This window comes from Microvirga calopogonii (genome assembly GCF_003347665.1).
Taxonomy (GTDB): domain Bacteria; phylum Pseudomonadota; class Alphaproteobacteria; order Rhizobiales; family Beijerinckiaceae; genus Microvirga; species Microvirga calopogonii.
Map to the genome: position 1 here is coordinate 1 of NZ_QDGA01000109.1, position 15,542 is coordinate 15,542.

15 protein-coding genes and 3 pseudogenes are annotated in these 15,542 nt (G+C 61.6%); 7 read left to right on the forward strand and 11 right to left on the reverse strand.

What is annotated here, in order from left to right:
• The 3 genes and pseudogenes from DDF70_RS38450 to DDF70_RS31225 all read right to left on the reverse strand — a co-directional run.
• Nucleotides 1–289 (reverse strand): aminotransferase class I/II-fold pyridoxal phosphate-dependent enzyme (locus DDF70_RS38450; RefSeq protein WP_245435718.1); only part of this gene is annotated, 289 nt, incomplete at both ends.
• A gap of 1 nt (nt 290) precedes the next feature.
• Nucleotides 291–1,057: pseudogene (locus DDF70_RS31220) on the reverse strand (aminotransferase class I/II-fold pyridoxal phosphate-dependent enzyme); the annotation flags it as partial.
• A 5-nt stretch (nt 1,058–1,062) separates the two neighbouring features.
• A complete protein-coding gene (locus DDF70_RS31225; protein WP_114948545.1) occupies nt 1,063–1,422 on the reverse strand; it encodes an integration host factor subunit alpha in 360 nt (119 codons plus the stop codon).
• A gap of 1,034 nt (nt 1,423–2,456) precedes the next feature.
• On the opposite strand from DDF70_RS31225, the gene DDF70_RS31235 reads away from it, so the two are divergent.
• The 6 genes from DDF70_RS31235 to DDF70_RS31260 all read left to right on the forward strand — a co-directional run bounded on the left by DDF70_RS31235 (nt 2,457) and on the right by DDF70_RS31260 (nt 9,836).
• A complete protein-coding gene (locus DDF70_RS31235) occupies nt 2,457–3,437 on the forward strand; it encodes an NUDIX hydrolase (protein WP_114948547.1) in 981 nt (326 codons plus the stop codon).
• Between the two features lie 158 nt (nt 3,438–3,595).
• The gene (nadA, locus tag DDF70_RS31240) at nt 3,596–4,594 is read left to right on the forward strand and encodes a quinolinate synthase NadA (protein WP_114948548.1); all 999 of its coding nucleotides are present in this window, start codon (nt 3,596–3,598) and stop codon (nt 4,592–4,594) included.
• Nucleotides 4,595–4,603: 9 nt separating this feature from the next.
• A complete protein-coding gene (locus tag DDF70_RS31245) occupies nt 4,604–6,202 on the forward strand; it encodes an L-aspartate oxidase (RefSeq protein WP_114948549.1) in 1,599 nt (532 codons plus the stop codon).
• Nucleotides 6,199–7,074 (forward strand): carboxylating nicotinate-nucleotide diphosphorylase, encoded by an 876-nt coding sequence (gene nadC, locus DDF70_RS31250; RefSeq protein ID WP_114948550.1) that lies wholly within the window; start codon nt 6,199–6,201, stop codon nt 7,072–7,074. The genes DDF70_RS31245 and nadC overlap by 4 nt, the downstream gene beginning before the upstream one ends.
• Nucleotides 7,075–7,638: 564 nt before the next feature.
• Entirely contained in the window at nt 7,639–9,036 is a 1,398-nt protein-coding gene (gene pabB, locus DDF70_RS31255; protein WP_114948551.1) for an aminodeoxychorismate synthase component I, read from the forward strand.
• The gene (locus DDF70_RS31260) at nt 9,033–9,836 is read left to right on the forward strand and encodes an aminotransferase class IV (protein ID WP_114948552.1); all 804 of its coding nucleotides are present in this window, start codon (nt 9,033–9,035) and stop codon (nt 9,834–9,836) included. Before pabB ends, DDF70_RS31260 begins: the two co-directional genes overlap by 4 nt.
• Nucleotides 9,837–10,011: 175 nt before the next feature.
• Here the strand turns inward: DDF70_RS31260 and DDF70_RS31265 are convergent.
• The 4 genes and pseudogenes from DDF70_RS31265 to DDF70_RS31280 all read right to left on the reverse strand — a co-directional run.
• Nucleotides 10,012–10,266 (reverse strand): annotated as a pseudogene (locus DDF70_RS31265) (IS5/IS1182 family transposase); the annotation flags it as partial.
• A pseudogene (locus DDF70_RS31270) lies at nt 10,264–10,563 on the reverse strand (transposase); the annotation flags it as partial. The pseudogenes DDF70_RS31265 and DDF70_RS31270, both read right to left, overlap by 3 nt.
• 145 nt (nt 10,564–10,708) lie before the next feature.
• Nucleotides 10,709–11,113: a type II toxin-antitoxin system HicB family antitoxin gene (locus DDF70_RS31275; RefSeq protein WP_114948553.1), complete on the reverse strand. Its 405-nt coding sequence runs from the start codon at nt 11,111–11,113 to the stop codon at nt 10,709–10,711.
• A 3-nt stretch (nt 11,114–11,116) separates the two neighbouring features.
• Complete coding sequence (locus tag DDF70_RS31280; RefSeq protein WP_114948554.1) at nt 11,117–11,305, reverse strand: type II toxin-antitoxin system HicA family toxin; 189 nt, start codon at nt 11,303–11,305, stop codon at nt 11,117–11,119.
• Nucleotides 11,306–11,534: 229 nt separating this feature from the next.
• Here DDF70_RS31280 and DDF70_RS31285 point away from each other — a divergent pair, with 229 nt between their 5' ends.
• Nucleotides 11,535–11,759: a hypothetical protein gene (locus DDF70_RS31285; protein ID WP_114948555.1), complete on the forward strand. Its 225-nt coding sequence runs from the start codon at nt 11,535–11,537 to the stop codon at nt 11,757–11,759.
• A gap of 40 nt (nt 11,760–11,799) precedes the next feature.
• On the opposite strand, the gene DDF70_RS37145 is transcribed toward DDF70_RS31285, so the two are convergent.
• The 4 genes from DDF70_RS37145 to DDF70_RS31295 form a co-directional block, all read right to left on the reverse strand.
• Nucleotides 11,800–11,958, reverse strand: coding sequence for a hypothetical protein (locus DDF70_RS37145; protein ID WP_162820807.1), 159 nt, complete (start codon nt 11,956–11,958; stop codon nt 11,800–11,802).
• A gap of 354 nt (nt 11,959–12,312) precedes the next feature.
• A complete protein-coding gene (locus DDF70_RS39375; RefSeq protein WP_162820808.1) occupies nt 12,313–12,501 on the reverse strand; it encodes a DUF5334 family protein in 189 nt (62 codons plus the stop codon).
• The gene (locus DDF70_RS31290) at nt 12,498–13,430 is read right to left on the reverse strand and encodes an IS481 family transposase (protein WP_114948556.1); all 933 of its coding nucleotides are present in this window, start codon (nt 13,428–13,430) and stop codon (nt 12,498–12,500) included. The genes DDF70_RS39375 and DDF70_RS31290 overlap by 4 nt, the downstream gene beginning before the upstream one ends.
• 487 nt (nt 13,431–13,917) lie before the next feature.
• Nucleotides 13,918–15,528, reverse strand: coding sequence for a phosphoenolpyruvate carboxykinase (locus tag DDF70_RS31295; RefSeq protein ID WP_114948557.1), 1,611 nt, complete (start codon nt 15,526–15,528; stop codon nt 13,918–13,920).
• Nucleotides 15,529–15,542: the final 14 nt, after the last annotated feature.

Sequence of the window (15,542 nt, forward strand, 5' to 3'; positions counted from 1 at the left end):
CCCGGCGCCACCGCCACGTCGGCCTTTTCCACCAGGAGCTTGGAGAATTCGAGGCTGCCCATCGCCCGGAACTTCTCCGGGATCTGCACCCAGGCGAACATCGAGGCCGTGGGCACCGGCACATCCCAGCCCGCCTTGGCGAAGGACTCGACCATCACGTCCCGGCGGCGCTTGTAGGTGGCGCGCATCTCGCGGATGCAGTCGTCCGGCCCGTTGAGAGCGGCCGTGGCGGCCACCTGAACCGGCGTGAAGGCGCCGTAATCGAGATAGGACTTCACCCGGGCGAGAGNCGCTCGTTGCCGACCGCGAAGCCGATGCGCCAGCCGGCCATGGAGAAGGTCTTGGACATGGAGGTGAACTCCACCGCCACGTCGATGGCGCCGGGCACCTGCAGGATCGAGGGCGGCGGGTTCGATTCGTCGAAATAGACCTCGGAATAGGCCAGGTCCGACAGCAGGATCAGTTCGTGCTTCTTCGCGAAGGCCACGAGATCCCGGTAGAAGTCGAGGGACGCCACATAGGCGGTCGGGTTCGACGGATAGCAGACCACGAGCGCGACGGGCTTCGGAATGGAGTGGGCCACCGCCCGCTCGGCCACGACGAAGAAGTCAGGGGTCGGCTCGGCCGGAACCGACCGGATGACGCCGCCGGCCATCAGGAAGCCGAAGGCATGGATCGGGTAGCTCGGATTTGGCACCAGGATCACGTCGCCGGGCTCGGTGATCGCCTGCGCCATGTTGGCGAAGCCCTCTTTCGAGCCGAGGGTCGCCACCACCTGGGTGTCGGGATTGAGCTTCACGCCGAAGCGCCGCTCGTAATAGCCGGCCTGGGCGCGGCGCAGGCCACCGATGCCCTTGGAGGCGGAGTAGCGGTCGGTGCGCGGCTTGCCCACGGTCTCGACGAGCTTGTCGATCACGTGCTGGGGCGCCTGCAGATCCGGATTGCCCATCCCGAGGTCGATGATGTCCGCTCCGTTGGCTCGGGCTGCGGCCTTGATGCGGTTGACCTGCTCGAAGACGTAAGGCGGGAGGCGCTTAATCCGGTAAAAGTCAGGCATAGGTCTCATTCCGTTGCCACTGGAGCCGACACAAGGGGGCCTTTACGCCGCCGCCGTGAGCGGGGCTCCGGCATGGTGCCGTTGATGCGGGACTTCAGAAGCTGCGATGCGCTGAAGGTCAGCGACCGGCGGGGCTCGATGGGGACCACGGTCCCTGTCTTGGGATTGCGGCCGAGGCGCTCGGTCTTGTGGCGAACGGTGAAGACGCCAAAGCCTGACAGTTTCACGATCTCGCCCGTGACAAGAGCTTCGCTCATCGCCCCAAGAACCTGCTCGACCAGATCCGCCGCCTCCGCTCTGGAAAGGCCAGCTGTGTTGGCGGCGGCCTCGGTCAGATCGGCCCGGGTGATCGTCTTGCCCGCCATGATGATCCCTCGATGCTGGTCATCCATTCAAGAAAAAGGCCGCTGTTGCCAGCGACCGGAGGTGCAGAGGACATCTCCCTCTGTAAGGAACGACGCCGCAGGGTAGAGAGACGCGACGGCCCAAAAGCCTGTTACCAAATTGGCGCATCTGTTGAAATGAAACTTCGTCAGTAGACATATGCACGCAATGCATGATCAAGACACCGTTTGCTGAACCTGCCCTGTGTCGTTATGTTAGATTATAGCTTTCAGGGGCGATCCTGTGAGAGCCCGGCGGTACGACCAGTCATGACGAGCTCTCGAGCGTCAATCAACGATGAGGGGGCGATTGCAGGTTCTCACGCCGACTGTTTTCCAGCCCTGGATCCGGCCATGACTGGTCGCGCGTAGACCAGCCGCCTGGGCCAAGGGCACCAACTCGAGTCCTCCTGCCACTGGCCTCCGTAGAAGATTACTTTGGACTGGTCGTCCGAGACAATGAAGCGACATTGCCGCGCCTGGAGCTTGAACAGGGTTGTTTGGGTCTGTGGTGACGGCTCGCTGATCTCAGGCATGGCTCTGACATCCGGTACAGATCCAGAGGGCAACACGATCAGGACGCAGAAGAGTTCCGCGCCGGCGTGAGCTATCAGCTTGATCGATGCGCCGTCGGATTGAAGAGGCACCGCATCGCAAAACGGTCCAGGAGACTTCCTACGGCAACTGAGCGCACAGGCTGATGACGGCAATCGCCGCTGAAGCCGCAGTGGCCGTCAGCCAGAGATCGATCGCCTGTGGCCAGTGAAAGACAAGTCGCTTCATCAGGGCACAATTCAAAAGATCAGGTGAGGAGCAATGGATGGCCGGGCGGGCATACTGCCCAGCTGGGCACCCGATCGTGCCGATGGGCTTCCATGGCAGATTCGATTTTTGGGCGGTACCCAGCAAAACAGCCTTTATCTAGGTCCTTAGTCTTGCCTCTGTAATAAAGCCCTCGACAGGAGGCACAAAGACTTCCACCATTCTGACCCAGACCCTGTAGCTTTTGAGTTTCCATGCCTTCTGCCCCGACCTCCCGGCGCCCTAAGACCCTCAAGCAGCGTTATCTTGCCCCGACCGTCGATCTCAGCGCCGTGATCATGGCGGCCACGCCGGACGAGCCGCGGGTCCTCGCCGTCCGGGTCGACCAGCTGGAGGGGCTGCCGTCCGGGCCGTTGCAATCGCAGCATCGCACCCTGGAAATGGGCTTGCGGACGTGGGTGGCCGAGCAGACACAGTTGACACTCGGCTACGTCGAGCAGCTCTATACCTTTGGCGACCGCGACCGGACCGAAGCCGATGTGCCCGGGACCGGGCATGCCCTATCGATTGCCTATCTCGCCCTCGTGCGGGAGGCGCGGCCGGCCGGGCTGGTCCATGCCGCCTGGCGCAATTGGTACAACTATCTTCCGTGGGAGGACTGGCGTGAGGGTCGTCCACAGGCGCTCAAGGTCATCGAACCAGCCCTGGAGGCGTGGGCCCGTTCGGGTGGGAAGGCTCTCAGAACCTTTCGTGAGGAACGGATCGAACTCACATTTGGCTTTGAATCCGGGACATGGACCGATGAACGGGTGCTGGAGCGGTATGAACTCCTGTTCGAGGCGGGTCTGGTAGCTGAGGCCTTCCGCGACGCACAGCCATCTGGCTCCGCCAAGATGCGGTTCGCACCTGGACAGTGGATGGCGCTCGACCATCGGCGGATCCTGGCCACGGCCATCGGCCGCCTGCGCGGCAAGATCAAGTACCGGCCCGTCATCTTCGAGCTCATGCCGGCCTCCTTCACCCTGCTCGACCTTCAGAAGACGGTGGAGGCATTGTCCGGTGTCCGGCTGCACAAGCAGAACTTCCGCCGCCTGATCGAGATGCAGGGGCTGGTGGAGGAAACAGGCGAGATTTCGGCCGAGACAGGTGGGCGCCCGGCCCGGCTGGTGCGCTTCCGGCGCGAGGTGCTGGTAGAGCGTCCGGCGCCCGGCGTACGCCTGCCCCGCCTAAGATGAAGCACTGTTGCCGCAGATTGTGGGTTGACGATGACTTATACTCGCGCCTAGCATAAGTCATGCGCTGGCTACAAAGCCGGTTTTCTTTTGCATCATTAATGCTCAGTATGAGTATTAATTTGACCCGCTAATGCTCTCGATGAGCATAGGAGGCTGCCATGGCCAGTGCTGCTTCGTTTGCGTCCGTATCCCTGCCCCTGCCTGAGCTCTACGCGCGTGTCCGAAACCATGTCCCGGCCCTGGAATGGCCCGTGTTCGCCAGTGACATTGAGGCCATCTTGGCGCTCAAGCGTCAGCATAACGCGGTCATTCTGGCCCATAACTACCAGACACCAGAGATCTTCCATACGGTGGCCGACATCGTCGGCGACAGCCTGGCTCTGGCTCGTGAGGCGGTGAACACGGACGCTGACGTGATCGTGCTCGCTGGCGTGCATTTCATGGCGGAAACCGCCAAACTCCTGAACCTCGACAAGACGGTGCTCATCCCGGACGCCGAGGCCGGATGTTCACTCGCTGAGTCGATCACGGCCGAGGATGTGCGTCAGCTGCGGGCGCGGTATCCGGGTGTGCCTGTGGTCACCTATGTGAACACGTCAGCGGCCGTGAAGGCCGAGTCGGACATCTGCTGCACCTCAGGCAACGCCAAGAAGGTCCTTGAGTCCCTCGGCGTTAACCGGGTGATCATGCTGCCGGACGAGTTCCTGGCCCAGAACACGGCCGCCCAAGTGCCCGGGATTGAGATCATCACCTGGGCAGGGCACTGCGAGGTACACGAGCGCTTCACCCCTGAGGACATCCGAGCCGTGCGCGAAAGCTACCCAGATGTCGTGGTGCTGGCCCATCCGGAGGCGCCGCCGGAGGTCGTTGCCGCGGCGGACTATGCCGGATCGACCGCCGGGATGGCAGACTTTGTCGGCGAGAAACGTCCAGCCCGGGTCGCCCTCATGACTGAGTGCTCGATGAGCGACAACGTGGCGGCTCTGTATCCGGAGGTTGAGTTCGTGCGGCCCTGCAACCTATGCCCGCACATGAAGCGCATCACCCTGCCCAAGATTCATCAGGCTCTTGAGCAGCGCCGGCACGAAGTCACGATCGATCAGGCAGTGGCCGAGCGAGCCCGGCTGGCGGTCGAGCGCATGCTCGCTGTTCGCTGAGGGCCGACCATGAAACCCATCCCTCCGCGCGACCGTGTGGTGGTCGTGGGCGGCGGCATCGCCGGGCTCGCAACCGCCCTGCACCTGGCGCCCCTGCCCGTGACCTTGATCGTCGCCTCCCCCTTGGGGCAGCAGGCCTCCACGCCTCTGGCGCAGGGTGGGATAGCCGCAGCCCTCGGAACCGATGACCACCCTGCCCTGCACGCCGCCGACACCTGTTGGGCGGGAGCCGGTCTGAGCGATCCTGATGTTGCCGCTCGGGTGGCCGCCGCCGCGCCCGCCTGTATCGAGTGGCTGATGGCTCAGGGTACCTCATTTGATCGAACCGCGTCGGGTGAGGATCTGATCCTGGGGCTGGAAGCCGCCCATTCCCGTCGGCGGATCGTTCATGCGGAGGGCGACAAAACCGGCAAAAGCGCTTTCGAGGCCCTCATCCAGGTTGTTAGGAAAACCCCATGGATCGAGGTCCGGGAGAGTCATCGGGTGACTGAACTGGCGCTCGATGCCAACGGTCAGGTGACCGGGGTGTTCTGCACCACGGGAGGCCTCGAAGGCAGGGATGAGCCCATCCTAATCCCGGGCCGGGCCGTGGTATTGGCGACAGGCGGGGTCGGAGGTCTTTACGCGCACACCACCAACCCCTTGAGTGCGATTGGCGGCGGACTGGCGCTCGCAGCCCGTGCGGGCGCGGTGCTGCGCGATCTCGAGTTCGTTCAGTTCCATCCGACAGCCATTGCGGCCGGTCTTGATCCGATGCCGCTGGCCACCGAGGCGCTGCGCGGCGAAGGGGCGGTGCTCGTCAACAGCCGCGGGGAGCGCTTCATGCAGGACATTCCCGGGGCGGAGCTGGCACCGCGCGACGTGGTCGCCCGGGCGATCTTCGCCCAGATCTATGCCGGTGAGCGCGTGTTCCTCGACACGCGCCAGGTGCTTGGGGAGCGGATCACCTGCAGGTTCCCAGGCGTGACGGCACTGTGCCGCGCCGCTGGTCTTGATCCGGTTGCCAATCCGATCCCCGTGCGCCCCGCCGCCCATTACCACATGGGCGGGATCAAAGTGGGCCATTGGGGTCGCAGCGCGGTTGAAGGGCTCTGGGCGTGCGGCGAGGTTGCGTCAACCGGCCTCCATGGGGCGAACCGGCTGGCGAGCAACTCGCTCCTAGAGGCCCTGGCTTATGCCGAATGGATTGCTGATGACATCAAGGGGGCAACATGTGGCTCGCCCGCCAGCCAGTCGCCCTCACCTCCTCTTGCTCTGCAACCGTCCGGCTCTGGTGATCAGGCATGTCCGCGTCTCCCACAGATCCGGTCGTGGATGGACGGTCAGGTTGGCGTGCTTCGCGATGCGGCAGGGTTGAGAGGGGCGATCTGCCACCTCCGAGCACTGGTTCACGTGGCGCGTACAACGGGTGAGCGCGACGCCGCCCTGATCAGCCTGATGATCGCCATAGCCGCATACAGCCGAAGCGAGAGCCGAGGCGCCCATCAGCGGCTCGATCACCCTCACCTGCTTCCGGAACAGCATACCGAGGCCACCCTCGATCAGGCATTGCACATCACAGCCCAAACCGGCAACGAACCAGCCGCACCTGCTAGGAGAGTCGTATGAAGCCGTTCCTTGTCACACAGAACGCCCTCGCCCCGCTATCGCGCTTGCTGGTGGAGCCGATCGTGCGCGCAGCACTGCTCGAAGATCTGGGCCGGGCCGGCGACATCACGACCGATGCCGTCATTCCCGCCGACGCGAGATTGCACGGGGCTATTGTGGCGCGTGAACCCGGGGTGGTCGCCGGCGTCGATGCAGCGCTTCTGGCATTCACCTTAATTGACCGTGCGGTCACGGTCACCTTGGACCGCCCCGATGGCAGCCATGTGGAACGGGGAGACGCTGTTCTGCGGGTAAATGGACCGGCCCGGAGCATTCTCTCGGCGGAACGTGTGGCGCTCAATCTGCTCTGCCGGCTCTCGGGGATCGCAACAGCGACTGCGGCTCTCGTTGACGCTGTCCGGCCTCACGGGTATTCCCGGATCGTCTGCACACGCAAGACCACCCCGGGACTGCGCTCGCTCGAGAAGCATGCCGTCCGGGCGGGTGGAGGCGCCAACCATCGCTTTGGGCTCGATGATGCCGTTCTGATCAAGGACAACCACATTGCCCTTGTCGGAGGCGTCCGGCCGGCGCTGGAGCGCGCGCGCGCAAGTGTGGGTCACCTCGTCAAGATCGAGATCGAGGTCGATACTCTCGATCAGCTGGATGAGGTGCTGGAGGTTGGAGCTGAAGCCATTCTGCTCGACAACATGAGCCCAGACACCCTGGTCGAGGCCGTTCGGCGCGTGAATGGGCGAGCCATCACGGAGGCCTCCGGCCGGGTTACGGTTGCGACGGTACCTGCCATCGCAGCCTCAGGCGTGGATCTGATCTCGACCGGCTGGATCACACATAGCGCGCCGATCCTTGATCTTGGCTTGGACTTACCCTGAGGCAGCACGTTGTGGAGTAAGGTGGACTGATCAGTGTGACCAAGGCATTGTTTGGGATCCAGCCAATCGCGGAAACACTGCCCAGGATCTTGGCTTCTGGAGGACACCTCCCATGCTTGCAATCCTCGATAACTTCGCCCAAAAAGGCGGTGGTATCTGATCGTCTGGTCGCGGCACTTCTGGAGGATTTCATCCGGCGCGGCTTCCGCAGCCATCCGTAATTTGCCTCTCGCGAATGCTGTTGATACGCCCCTGCGAGGCGCTCCATTGGTGGGGCAGCAGCGATTGTGTTTGCCAGAGGAATGGAAGGTGTACCTCACCTCCACTGGTTGGAGATTGTTTCGGATGAGCGCTTATGCATCGCAGTTAATGAGGCTCCTTACGTTCCTGCGTCAGTCTCTCAACGTCACGTGGTCCCGTTAAACGCGGTTAATACTTTGTGGGCACAGGGCGAAGTTCTCAATGAATATTTTCTGAGGTCCGGTACCAGAAACGATCTGCCGGGAAGCTCGTGCTAATTAGCTCAAGACAATCCCTTCAAGAATGTGATGGATCCATTTAGAGATGTCGCTGTTCGTTCTCCCACTGCCGTTTCGCGATCCACTTGTGACATTTCAGGCATTCGCGTTTGATCCCTATGCGGCGCTCCTCGACAGCGCTTCCACCAATGACGAACGAAGCCGTTATGCTTATATTGCCGTGGAACCATTCCGCGTCATTGCAGCGCACGATGAGGCCACGATCAATGGCGTCCCGGTCCGCGGAGATCCCTTCACGGTTCTGGAGCGCGAGCTTGCGGCTCACCGTCTCCCGGCGGGGGAGATCCCAGTCCCCTTTGGCACCGGCGCTGTCGGATTTTTCGGCTATGGCCTGGGCCGCCATTTGGAAGCGTTACCCGAACCGGCGGTCGATCATCTTAACCTTCCGGAAATGGTGTTAGGTCTTTACGACGTGATTGTCGCGTTCGACCTCAGAACCCGTCAGTCATGGGTTGTGAGTAGCGGGGTTCCTGAGAAATCTGAGGCCGCGAGGCGCCAGCGTGCTGAGGAGCGGGGAAAAGCCGTCGCAGCCCGGATGGAGGCCAGTTCTCAAGAGATTCCCTCTCTCGACTGGTCGCCTCTCGCGACATGGCAGTATGAGCAAGCGCGCGACACGGTTGAGGCTTCGATCAGCAAAGTAATCGACTACATTCGCGCCGGCGACATTTTCCAAGCCAATCTGACCCAGCGCTATCGTGCCTCACGGCCAAAGGGTCTCAATGACTTTATGCTCTACCGAAGGCTGCGTGCCCTTAGTCCGTCACCGTTCGCGGCCTTTCTCCGCTGTGGTCCAGGATTGAGTGTAGCGAGTGCCTCGCCGGAGCGCTTTCTCCAATTGGACCCAGACGGACACGTGGAGACCCGTCCGATTAAGGGCACCCGGAGGCGCGATCCCAATCCGACCCGTGATGCCGCGCTTGCCCTTGAGCTCACTCACAGTGCAAAGGATCGCGCCGAAAACACAATGATCGTTGATCTGATGCGGAATGATCTTGGCCGGGTCTGTACCTTGGGCAGCATTCATGTCCCGCAGCTCTGCGGTCTCGAGACTTTCGCTTCGGTCCATCATCTCGTCTCCGCTGTGCAAGGGAAGCTCAGACCTGAATTCGGGCTGGTCGATCTCCTGCGGGCGAGCTTTCCAGGAGGGTCGATCACCGGAGCTCCAAAGATCCGCGCTATGGAGATCATTGCCGAACTGGAGTCGGCCCCTCGAGGCGTCTATTGCGGGAGCATTGCGTGGATTGGGTTCGACGGTGCAATGGACAGCAATATCGCCATCCGGACCCTCACCTGCGCAGGGGACACCATCCTGGCACAGGCCGGTGGTGGGATTACCGCCGATTCGTGTCCGGAGTTAGAGTTCAAGGAAGCCATGGTCAAACTCCGGCCGCTCCTCCAGGCTGTCGCGGGCAGGGCAGCATGAAGGTCTGGCTCAATGGCACCCTGTGCTCCGTCGAAACGGCACGAATTGTACCGACGGACCGCGGACTGATGCTCGGTGACGGATTGTTTGAGACCATCCTGGTTCAGGCCGGCCAACCGCGCAGGCTTGTTGCGCATCTCGCGCGGCTTCATGCTGGCGCCCGGGTGATCGGGCTCGCCCTGCCACCGATTAATTTTACCGCTGCTTTCCAAGCCTTACTCGACGCAAATAGCTTGTCAGATGGGTCTCTGCGCCTCACCATCACGCGCGGGAGTGGCCCGCGGGGCATCCTTCCACCTGCTGATCCACAGCCGACGATCCTGATCACTGCGTATCCCCTTGCCCCACATCTGGCGTCTGCGCGTTGCGTTCTGGCAAGGTGCACCCGCCGCAACGAGTATTCTCCTCTCGCAGGTGTTAAGAGCCTCAACTGTCTCGATAATGTCCTCGCGCGGCGTGAGGCCGCCGCGCGAGGAGCAGATGATGCGATTCTTTGTAACACGGCAGGATTGCTCGCTGAGGCAACGGCGGCTAACCTGTTTCTCGTTCGGGGTAGACAGATCATGACCCCTCCGCTCGGCGATGGAGCGCTTCCGGGTGTCATGCGTGCGGCCATGTTGGACTTAGGCGCAGTTGAGATGCGGCTCTCAGCCGAGGACATTCTGGACGCCGACGAGGCGTTCCTGACAAGCAGCCTTGGCATGCGAGGGGTTTGTCAGATCGAACAGCGTCGGCTCAGAGAACAGCCTTCTCCAATGGTGAACGAAATGGTGCAAGCTGCGATGGCCTCAACGGAATGATCGCGTCACCTTGGTGTTGATACAGAAAGCCCTTACCGCCTATCAGGAGGCAATGATGAGACGAGATCGTCAAGTTCATGCTCGGTTCAAAGGGTCATGGGTAAGCTGTCGGATACGATCGTGCAGCGCACATCATGCGGATCGGATGCAGCGTGGGTTCAATCATGCCTGACATCTAGGCAGCGGGCTCATAACTGCGGATCCAGATGCGAGCTGAGATCAGCTTGATAGCGGCTAGTAAGTTGTCCGGGTTCTTGTCGTACCGCGTGGCAATGCCGCGGAATTGTTTGAGCTTGTTGAAGAAGCGCTCCACCAGATTACTGTAGCGGTACAGGAACGCACTGAAGACAAACGAACCCTTGCGGTTGCTCTTGGGCGGGATGTTGGCCCAGACGTCTTGCTCCTGCGCCTGCTCGTGAATGGCGTTGCCTTTCTTGATGAAGCCGGTCTCGTCGAGCACCAGCACGGCGTCAGGATCACCGAAATGCTCGACCACATAGGCGCAGGTCATCGAGCACGGCGTCGGCATCCCAGTGCATGCGGGCGGGGAAATCCTGCACGCCATCGGGGTTGGGATCGCCGGCGGCTTCGGCCAGGTGCCAACCGTTCATGCGCTCCAGCGGCGCGAGCAGACCCTGCAAGTAGGCCCGGGCCCGCCGTCGTGGCTCAATGCGGGGCACAGATCGTCCAACCGATCGGCCCAGCGGTGGGCCTCGCTTGCGTGCATCATGGCGCGACACCTCCGTGTCTAAGACAACGCACAAGGCCCAGCTGCAGTACTAAAGCGCGCCGCAGATATGCCCAAAACATCAAGGGCAAAATGAACCCGCTGGCTCGCGCCAGCGGGTTCATTTTGCCGGATAGTCGGAATACTAGGCTGCTTCCATTTCCATCATCCGCTTGGCCGCCTGTGTAAGTAAGCCAGAGCGGTTATAGCCGTGGCTTTCTGCATAGCGGTCAACTTGTTCCAAGACATCTTCGGGCATGGTGATGTTCACACGAACCGTCTTGGCTGAGTTTTGCGGAGCTGCAACTAGAATGGCAACGCCCTCCCGGTTTTCGGGGTCGCACATAATAGCCTCTAGGGAGGATGGCTCTGGAATAGCCTCACCATCTTCCGCCAATCCTTCAAGGTGCAGTGCCAATGCCTCTTCGGCAAAGGATCGCGCCTCATCAAGGGTTGTTCCAGCGGTAACGCAACCCGACAAATCAGGAAATGACACGCCGTAGTCGCTACCTTCTTCCTTATGGATCAGAGCGATGTAGTGACGACGCATAGTTCACCTCAATTTTAGCCCCGCTTGCCTTTCTATGCTCCGGAGCGTTCCTACTGGGATGTCACGTTTCGGATGTGGGACTGTCACACGACCAGGCTTTGTAGGGTGCTTGAATTGTACGTGGCTGCCCTTTTGGGCCACTCTTTGCCAGCCATCCGCCTCAAGCGCCGCTATAATATCCCGGCTGTCCATGGTGTGTATAAATACACACCTGTTCGCTACATGTCAACAGACATAGCCGTTAGAAGGTTCCTTGGAGGAGGATCCTAATCCCAGCGACGGGCCTGACTTGCCGCGAGAGCCGCCCGAACTGCCAGGAGACAACATTCCGACGGCCCGGCCATCGTAGCCGGCGACGGTGGGCCATCACCATCCCGTCACACTTGCTTGGCATCATCCCATCCGCGATAGGGAGATCCTCATGAGCACGCCTCGGTCCACGGAGGAGGAAATCACGGCCCGCGCTTGCGAGCTCGCCAACGAGCAAGGGCTTGCCTGGGAAGCTATCATCGCAGAGGAACAGGTCGGCCGGGATACGGCCGAGCTCCGCTACTGGCGAGATCTGACCCTAAAGGAGCTTGAGGCAGAGCAACCGATAGTCCTGGTGGTCGAGGACAGCACGCTCAAGACGGTGGGGCTCGATTAAGGCTTAACCGCTCCTTGATATGCCCCCACGCTGAGCGTCCCTATTCGCTGTTCTCGACGGCCTCGATAGCGGCGGTTCCAACTGCTTCCAGGATTTGGTTCTGCGTCTCCGGATCGACACTGGCCCACCACTCACGGAAGCCTTGCCGCGTCTCCAACTCCGCAAGGACAGCGTCGGCAACCTTTCGAGTCTTATCCATCGTGTGCCTCCATGTAGGCTCGTTCAGGCTTGGCCAGCATCCAAGCATAGCCGCATTTCCACCAGCCTCAGCGACAGGCGGGGAATGGTGGATCGGGCTGTACGGATTTAGCCTACCTCTGAGCCACAGTTAGGTTCTGAGACCACAAAGGCCGAAGAAGCGGCTCCGCCGATAATGGCGGACGACGCCAGAACTTTTCCAATCCAGCTATAGAGCGCAACGCGATCCTTGTGAGTCATAAAGCCCTCCAGTCGGCACACGTCCCAGACAACGTAGATGGGCGGAGCTGAGTTGCCTCAATCGAGGGCCTGGGAAGACCGCGATAGCCTCCCACGCCGAGCTTAAGCTACAGGGTTAGTCTTCCATCTCGAACGTTTGGTACTCTCCAGTCTGGTAGTCATAAACTTCCAGTTTAACGGTGCTGCCATGCCGTTGGATGCTCTCGACAGAATAGGTCCCGTACCCTCTCTCCGAGTGGTAGACTTCGATATGATTCCCCGACGGACAAGGTTCCCGGTTTCGATTTCTGTGAGTTCTGATCAGGTTGTTCCGGCGAGGGTCTGAGCTGGTGTTCGTCGGGCAAGACTACCATGCGGGCGCTGCTGATTGTACCAGGTCAGCCACCGCGGCAGGTCAGCGGCCCGAGTGTTCGATGAACTGAATGGGATCGTATGGGCCCATTTGCGCAGGAGCGTCTGGATAAAGCGCTCGGCCTTGCCATTCGTCTTGGGCGTGTAAGGACGGGTGCGGATGTGCCGGATCCCGAGCATCCTCAGGACTTTGCGGAACAGCCGCGCGACGTACCCTGACCCGTTATCCGTCATCACCCGCTCAACCTGGATCCCGCGCGCTCTGAACCAGCGCAGAGCTCTGACCAGGAAGGTCGTAGTCGAGCGGCGGGTCTCATCCTGCAACCCCTCGACATAGGCCAGCCGAGTGGCGTCATCGATGGCTACATGAAAGCAGTCGTACCCTGCGCCAGTGCTGGGGTTGCGCCGGTCACCCGTGATGCGATGCCCCACACGCTCGAAGCGGGCCAGCTTCTTGATGTCCAGGTGGATCAGTTCGCCAGGATGCTGGCGCTGATAGCGTCGGGGTGGCTCCTTGGGCTGGAGCGCTGCCAAGCGGCCCAGCCCACGTCGGGTGAGCCAGGCTGCGACAGTGGAGCGGGCCAGCTTCAGCTTGCCGGCGATCTCCTCGGCGGTGAGCCGGTACTCCCGCCGGAGCATCTCAATCACGCTGATCCAGTACTCACCGGTTCGATTGGCAACGGTTCTCGGGCAGGACGAGCGGTTGTCCAACCCGCCTGGTCCTTCCGCCCGATAGCGGGCCAGCCACTTGCGGGCGGTGCGCTCGCTGACGCCAAAGACTTGGGCCACTTCGCGAAGAGGCCGGCCCTCCTCAAGGATGCGGCGGATCATTTCCGCTCGACCCAGCCGGGTCGCACGGGCATTCTGGTGCAGGTTGTTCATTCCTCAGGTCCATCGGCAATCGTGTCGCAACGACCACCTTCAGGCCCTCAGACGGGATGAACAACCTCCCCAGATCTCACAGCTAGGCATGTATGGCGCTTCACTCCAGTCTCGGTCCTCCCAAAGGGCGGGTCATCGATAAGTCTGACACGAGGACCAAGCTGGCGAAGAACTTGAAGCGATCCAAGCCCTTTTGCTTGATGGAAATCCGTTGCTCGGACCCTATTCAGACGCCGTATGGATTGGACTGTCTTTTTCAGAGAGGAGCGGGACAGTTGGAATAGAGCGTTAGAGCCGCAGACGTTGACGATTGAGCTGCAGGCCCCGCCTTCAAACACTATGCGCATGTACATCGACTGACTGTGATGACACAGCCAACTTACTGAGACGGCTTGGGTGAAGTTGAAACACCGGCAGTCATGGACAGGGTCAAAGAGTCGAGCCAAGCTCCGGCACAGTTCAAAATCACCCAAACCACCTCTATAATTCAGGCCGCGATCGACGTCTGCGGCGCGGCCGAGCGGACGTCGGAATCCACATGGTTCTCGAAGCGCTTGAAGTTCTCGTTGAACATGTCGACCAGGCGCTTTGCGGTCTCGGCGAACTCCGCCTTGTTCTGCCAGGTCTTCACCGGATACAGGATGTGCGGCTCGACGCCGGGCACCGAGGTCGGCACCGCGAAGCCGAAATACGGGTCGCGGCGGAAATCGGCGCGGGAGAGCGAACCGTCGAGAGCCGCCGTGAGCAGGCGGCGGGTGACACGGATCGGCATGCGCCGGCCGACGCCGTACTTACCGCCGGTCCAGCCCGTGTTGACGAGCCAGCAATCCACCGAGTGCTTGGCGATGAGATCGCGCAGCAGGTTGCCGTATTCGGACGGATGACGCGGCATGAAGGGCGCGCCGAAGCAGGTCGAGAACGTGGCCTCCGGATCCTTCACGCCCTTCTCCGTGCCCGCGACCTTCGCCGTGTAGCCGGAGAGGAAGTGGTACATGGCCTCGGCAGGCGTCAGCTTGGCGATGGGAGGCAGCACGCCGAAGGCATCGCAGGTGAGCATCACGATGTTCTTCGGAATGCCCGCGCGGCCCGTGGAGCTCGCATTGGGAATGAAGTCGAGCGGATAGGCGCAGCGCGTGTTCTCCGTCTTCGACGCATCGTCGAAATCGGGAATGCGCGTGATCGGATCGATGGTCACGTTCTCCAGCACCGTGCCGAAGCGCTCGGTGGTGGCGAAGATCTCGGGCTCCGCCTCGCGGGAGAGGCGGATCGTCTTGGCGTAACAGCCGCCCTCGAAGTTGAACACGCCGTTCGGGCCCCAGCCATGCTCGTCGTCGCCGAGCAGGACCCGGTTCGGATCGGCCGAGAGCGTGGTCTTGCCGGTGCCGGAGAGGCCGAAGAACACGGCCACGTCGCCCTCGTCGCCCACATTGGCCGAGCAATGCATGGGCATGACCTTCTGGGCGGGCAGCACGTAGTTCAGATAGGTGAAGACCGACTTCTTCATCTCGCCGGCATAGGACGTGCCGCCGATGAGCACGATCTTGCGCTTGAAGTCGCAGGCGATGACCGTCTCCGTGCGGCAGCCGTGCCGGGCCGGATCAGCCTTGAAGGACGGCAGGTCGATGATGGTCAGGCCGGGCACGTAATCGGCGAGCTCGCCCCGGTCGGGACGGATCAGCAGGTTGCGGATGAAGAGCGAATGCCAGGCATATTCCGTGAAGACGCGCGCCTTGACCCGGTAGGCCGGATCGGCGCCGCCGTAGAGATCCTGCGCGAACAGCTCCTTGCCCTCGGCATGGGCCAGGAAGTCGGCCAGCAGGGTGTCGAAATGGCCGGGCGTGATGGCGCCGTTGTTGTCCCACCAGACGGTGTTCTCCGTGGATTCGTCGCGCACCACGAACTTGTCCTTGGGGGAGCGGCCCGTATGCACGCCGGTGTCGGCCAGAAGCGCACCGCCCTGCACGAGCTTGGTCTCGCCCCGGGTCAGGGACTGCTCGTAGAGAGCAGGCGCCTCGAGGTTCCAGTAGACCCGTTTGAGATTGCGGAGGCCGGAGGCCTCGGCACCCTGTGCGCTGTTGAAGACGCCGATATTTTCCACGGAAGACTTCTCCT

Bases quoted from the DNA above. Each gene is read 5' to 3' on its own strand.
- DDF70_RS31235 (WP_114948547.1), top strand. From the start codon at position 2,457: ATGCCTTCTGCCCCGACCTCCCGGCGCCCTAAGACCCTCAAGCAGCGT.
- DDF70_RS31225 (WP_114948545.1), bottom strand. From the start codon at position 1,422: ATGGCGGGCAAGACGATCACCCGGGCCGATCTGACCGAGGCCGCCGCC.
- DDF70_RS31275 (WP_114948553.1), bottom strand. From the start codon at position 11,113: ATGCGTCGTCACTACATCGCTCTGATCCATAAGGAAGAAGGTAGCGAC.
- nadC (WP_114948550.1), top strand. From the start codon at position 6,199: ATGAAGCCGTTCCTTGTCACACAGAACGCCCTCGCCCCGCTATCGCGC.
- DDF70_RS31245 (WP_114948549.1), top strand. From the start codon at position 4,604: ATGAAACCCATCCCTCCGCGCGACCGTGTGGTGGTCGTGGGCGGCGGC.
- pabB (WP_114948551.1), top strand. From the start codon at position 7,639: ATGTCGCTGTTCGTTCTCCCACTGCCGTTTCGCGATCCACTTGTGACA.
- DDF70_RS31285 (WP_114948555.1), top strand. From the start codon at position 11,535: ATGAGCACGCCTCGGTCCACGGAGGAGGAAATCACGGCCCGCGCTTGC.
- DDF70_RS31260 (WP_114948552.1), top strand. From the start codon at position 9,033: ATGAAGGTCTGGCTCAATGGCACCCTGTGCTCCGTCGAAACGGCACGA.
- DDF70_RS37145 (WP_162820807.1), bottom strand. From the start codon at position 11,958: ATGGATAAGACTCGAAAGGTTGCCGACGCTGTCCTTGCGGAGTTGGAG.
- nadA (WP_114948548.1), top strand. From the start codon at position 3,596: ATGGCCAGTGCTGCTTCGTTTGCGTCCGTATCCCTGCCCCTGCCTGAG.
- DDF70_RS31280 (WP_114948554.1), bottom strand. From the start codon at position 11,305: ATGGACAGCCGGGATATTATAGCGGCGCTTGAGGCGGATGGCTGGCAA.
- DDF70_RS31290 (WP_114948556.1), bottom strand. From the start codon at position 13,430: ATGAACAACCTGCACCAGAATGCCCGTGCGACCCGGCTGGGTCGAGCG.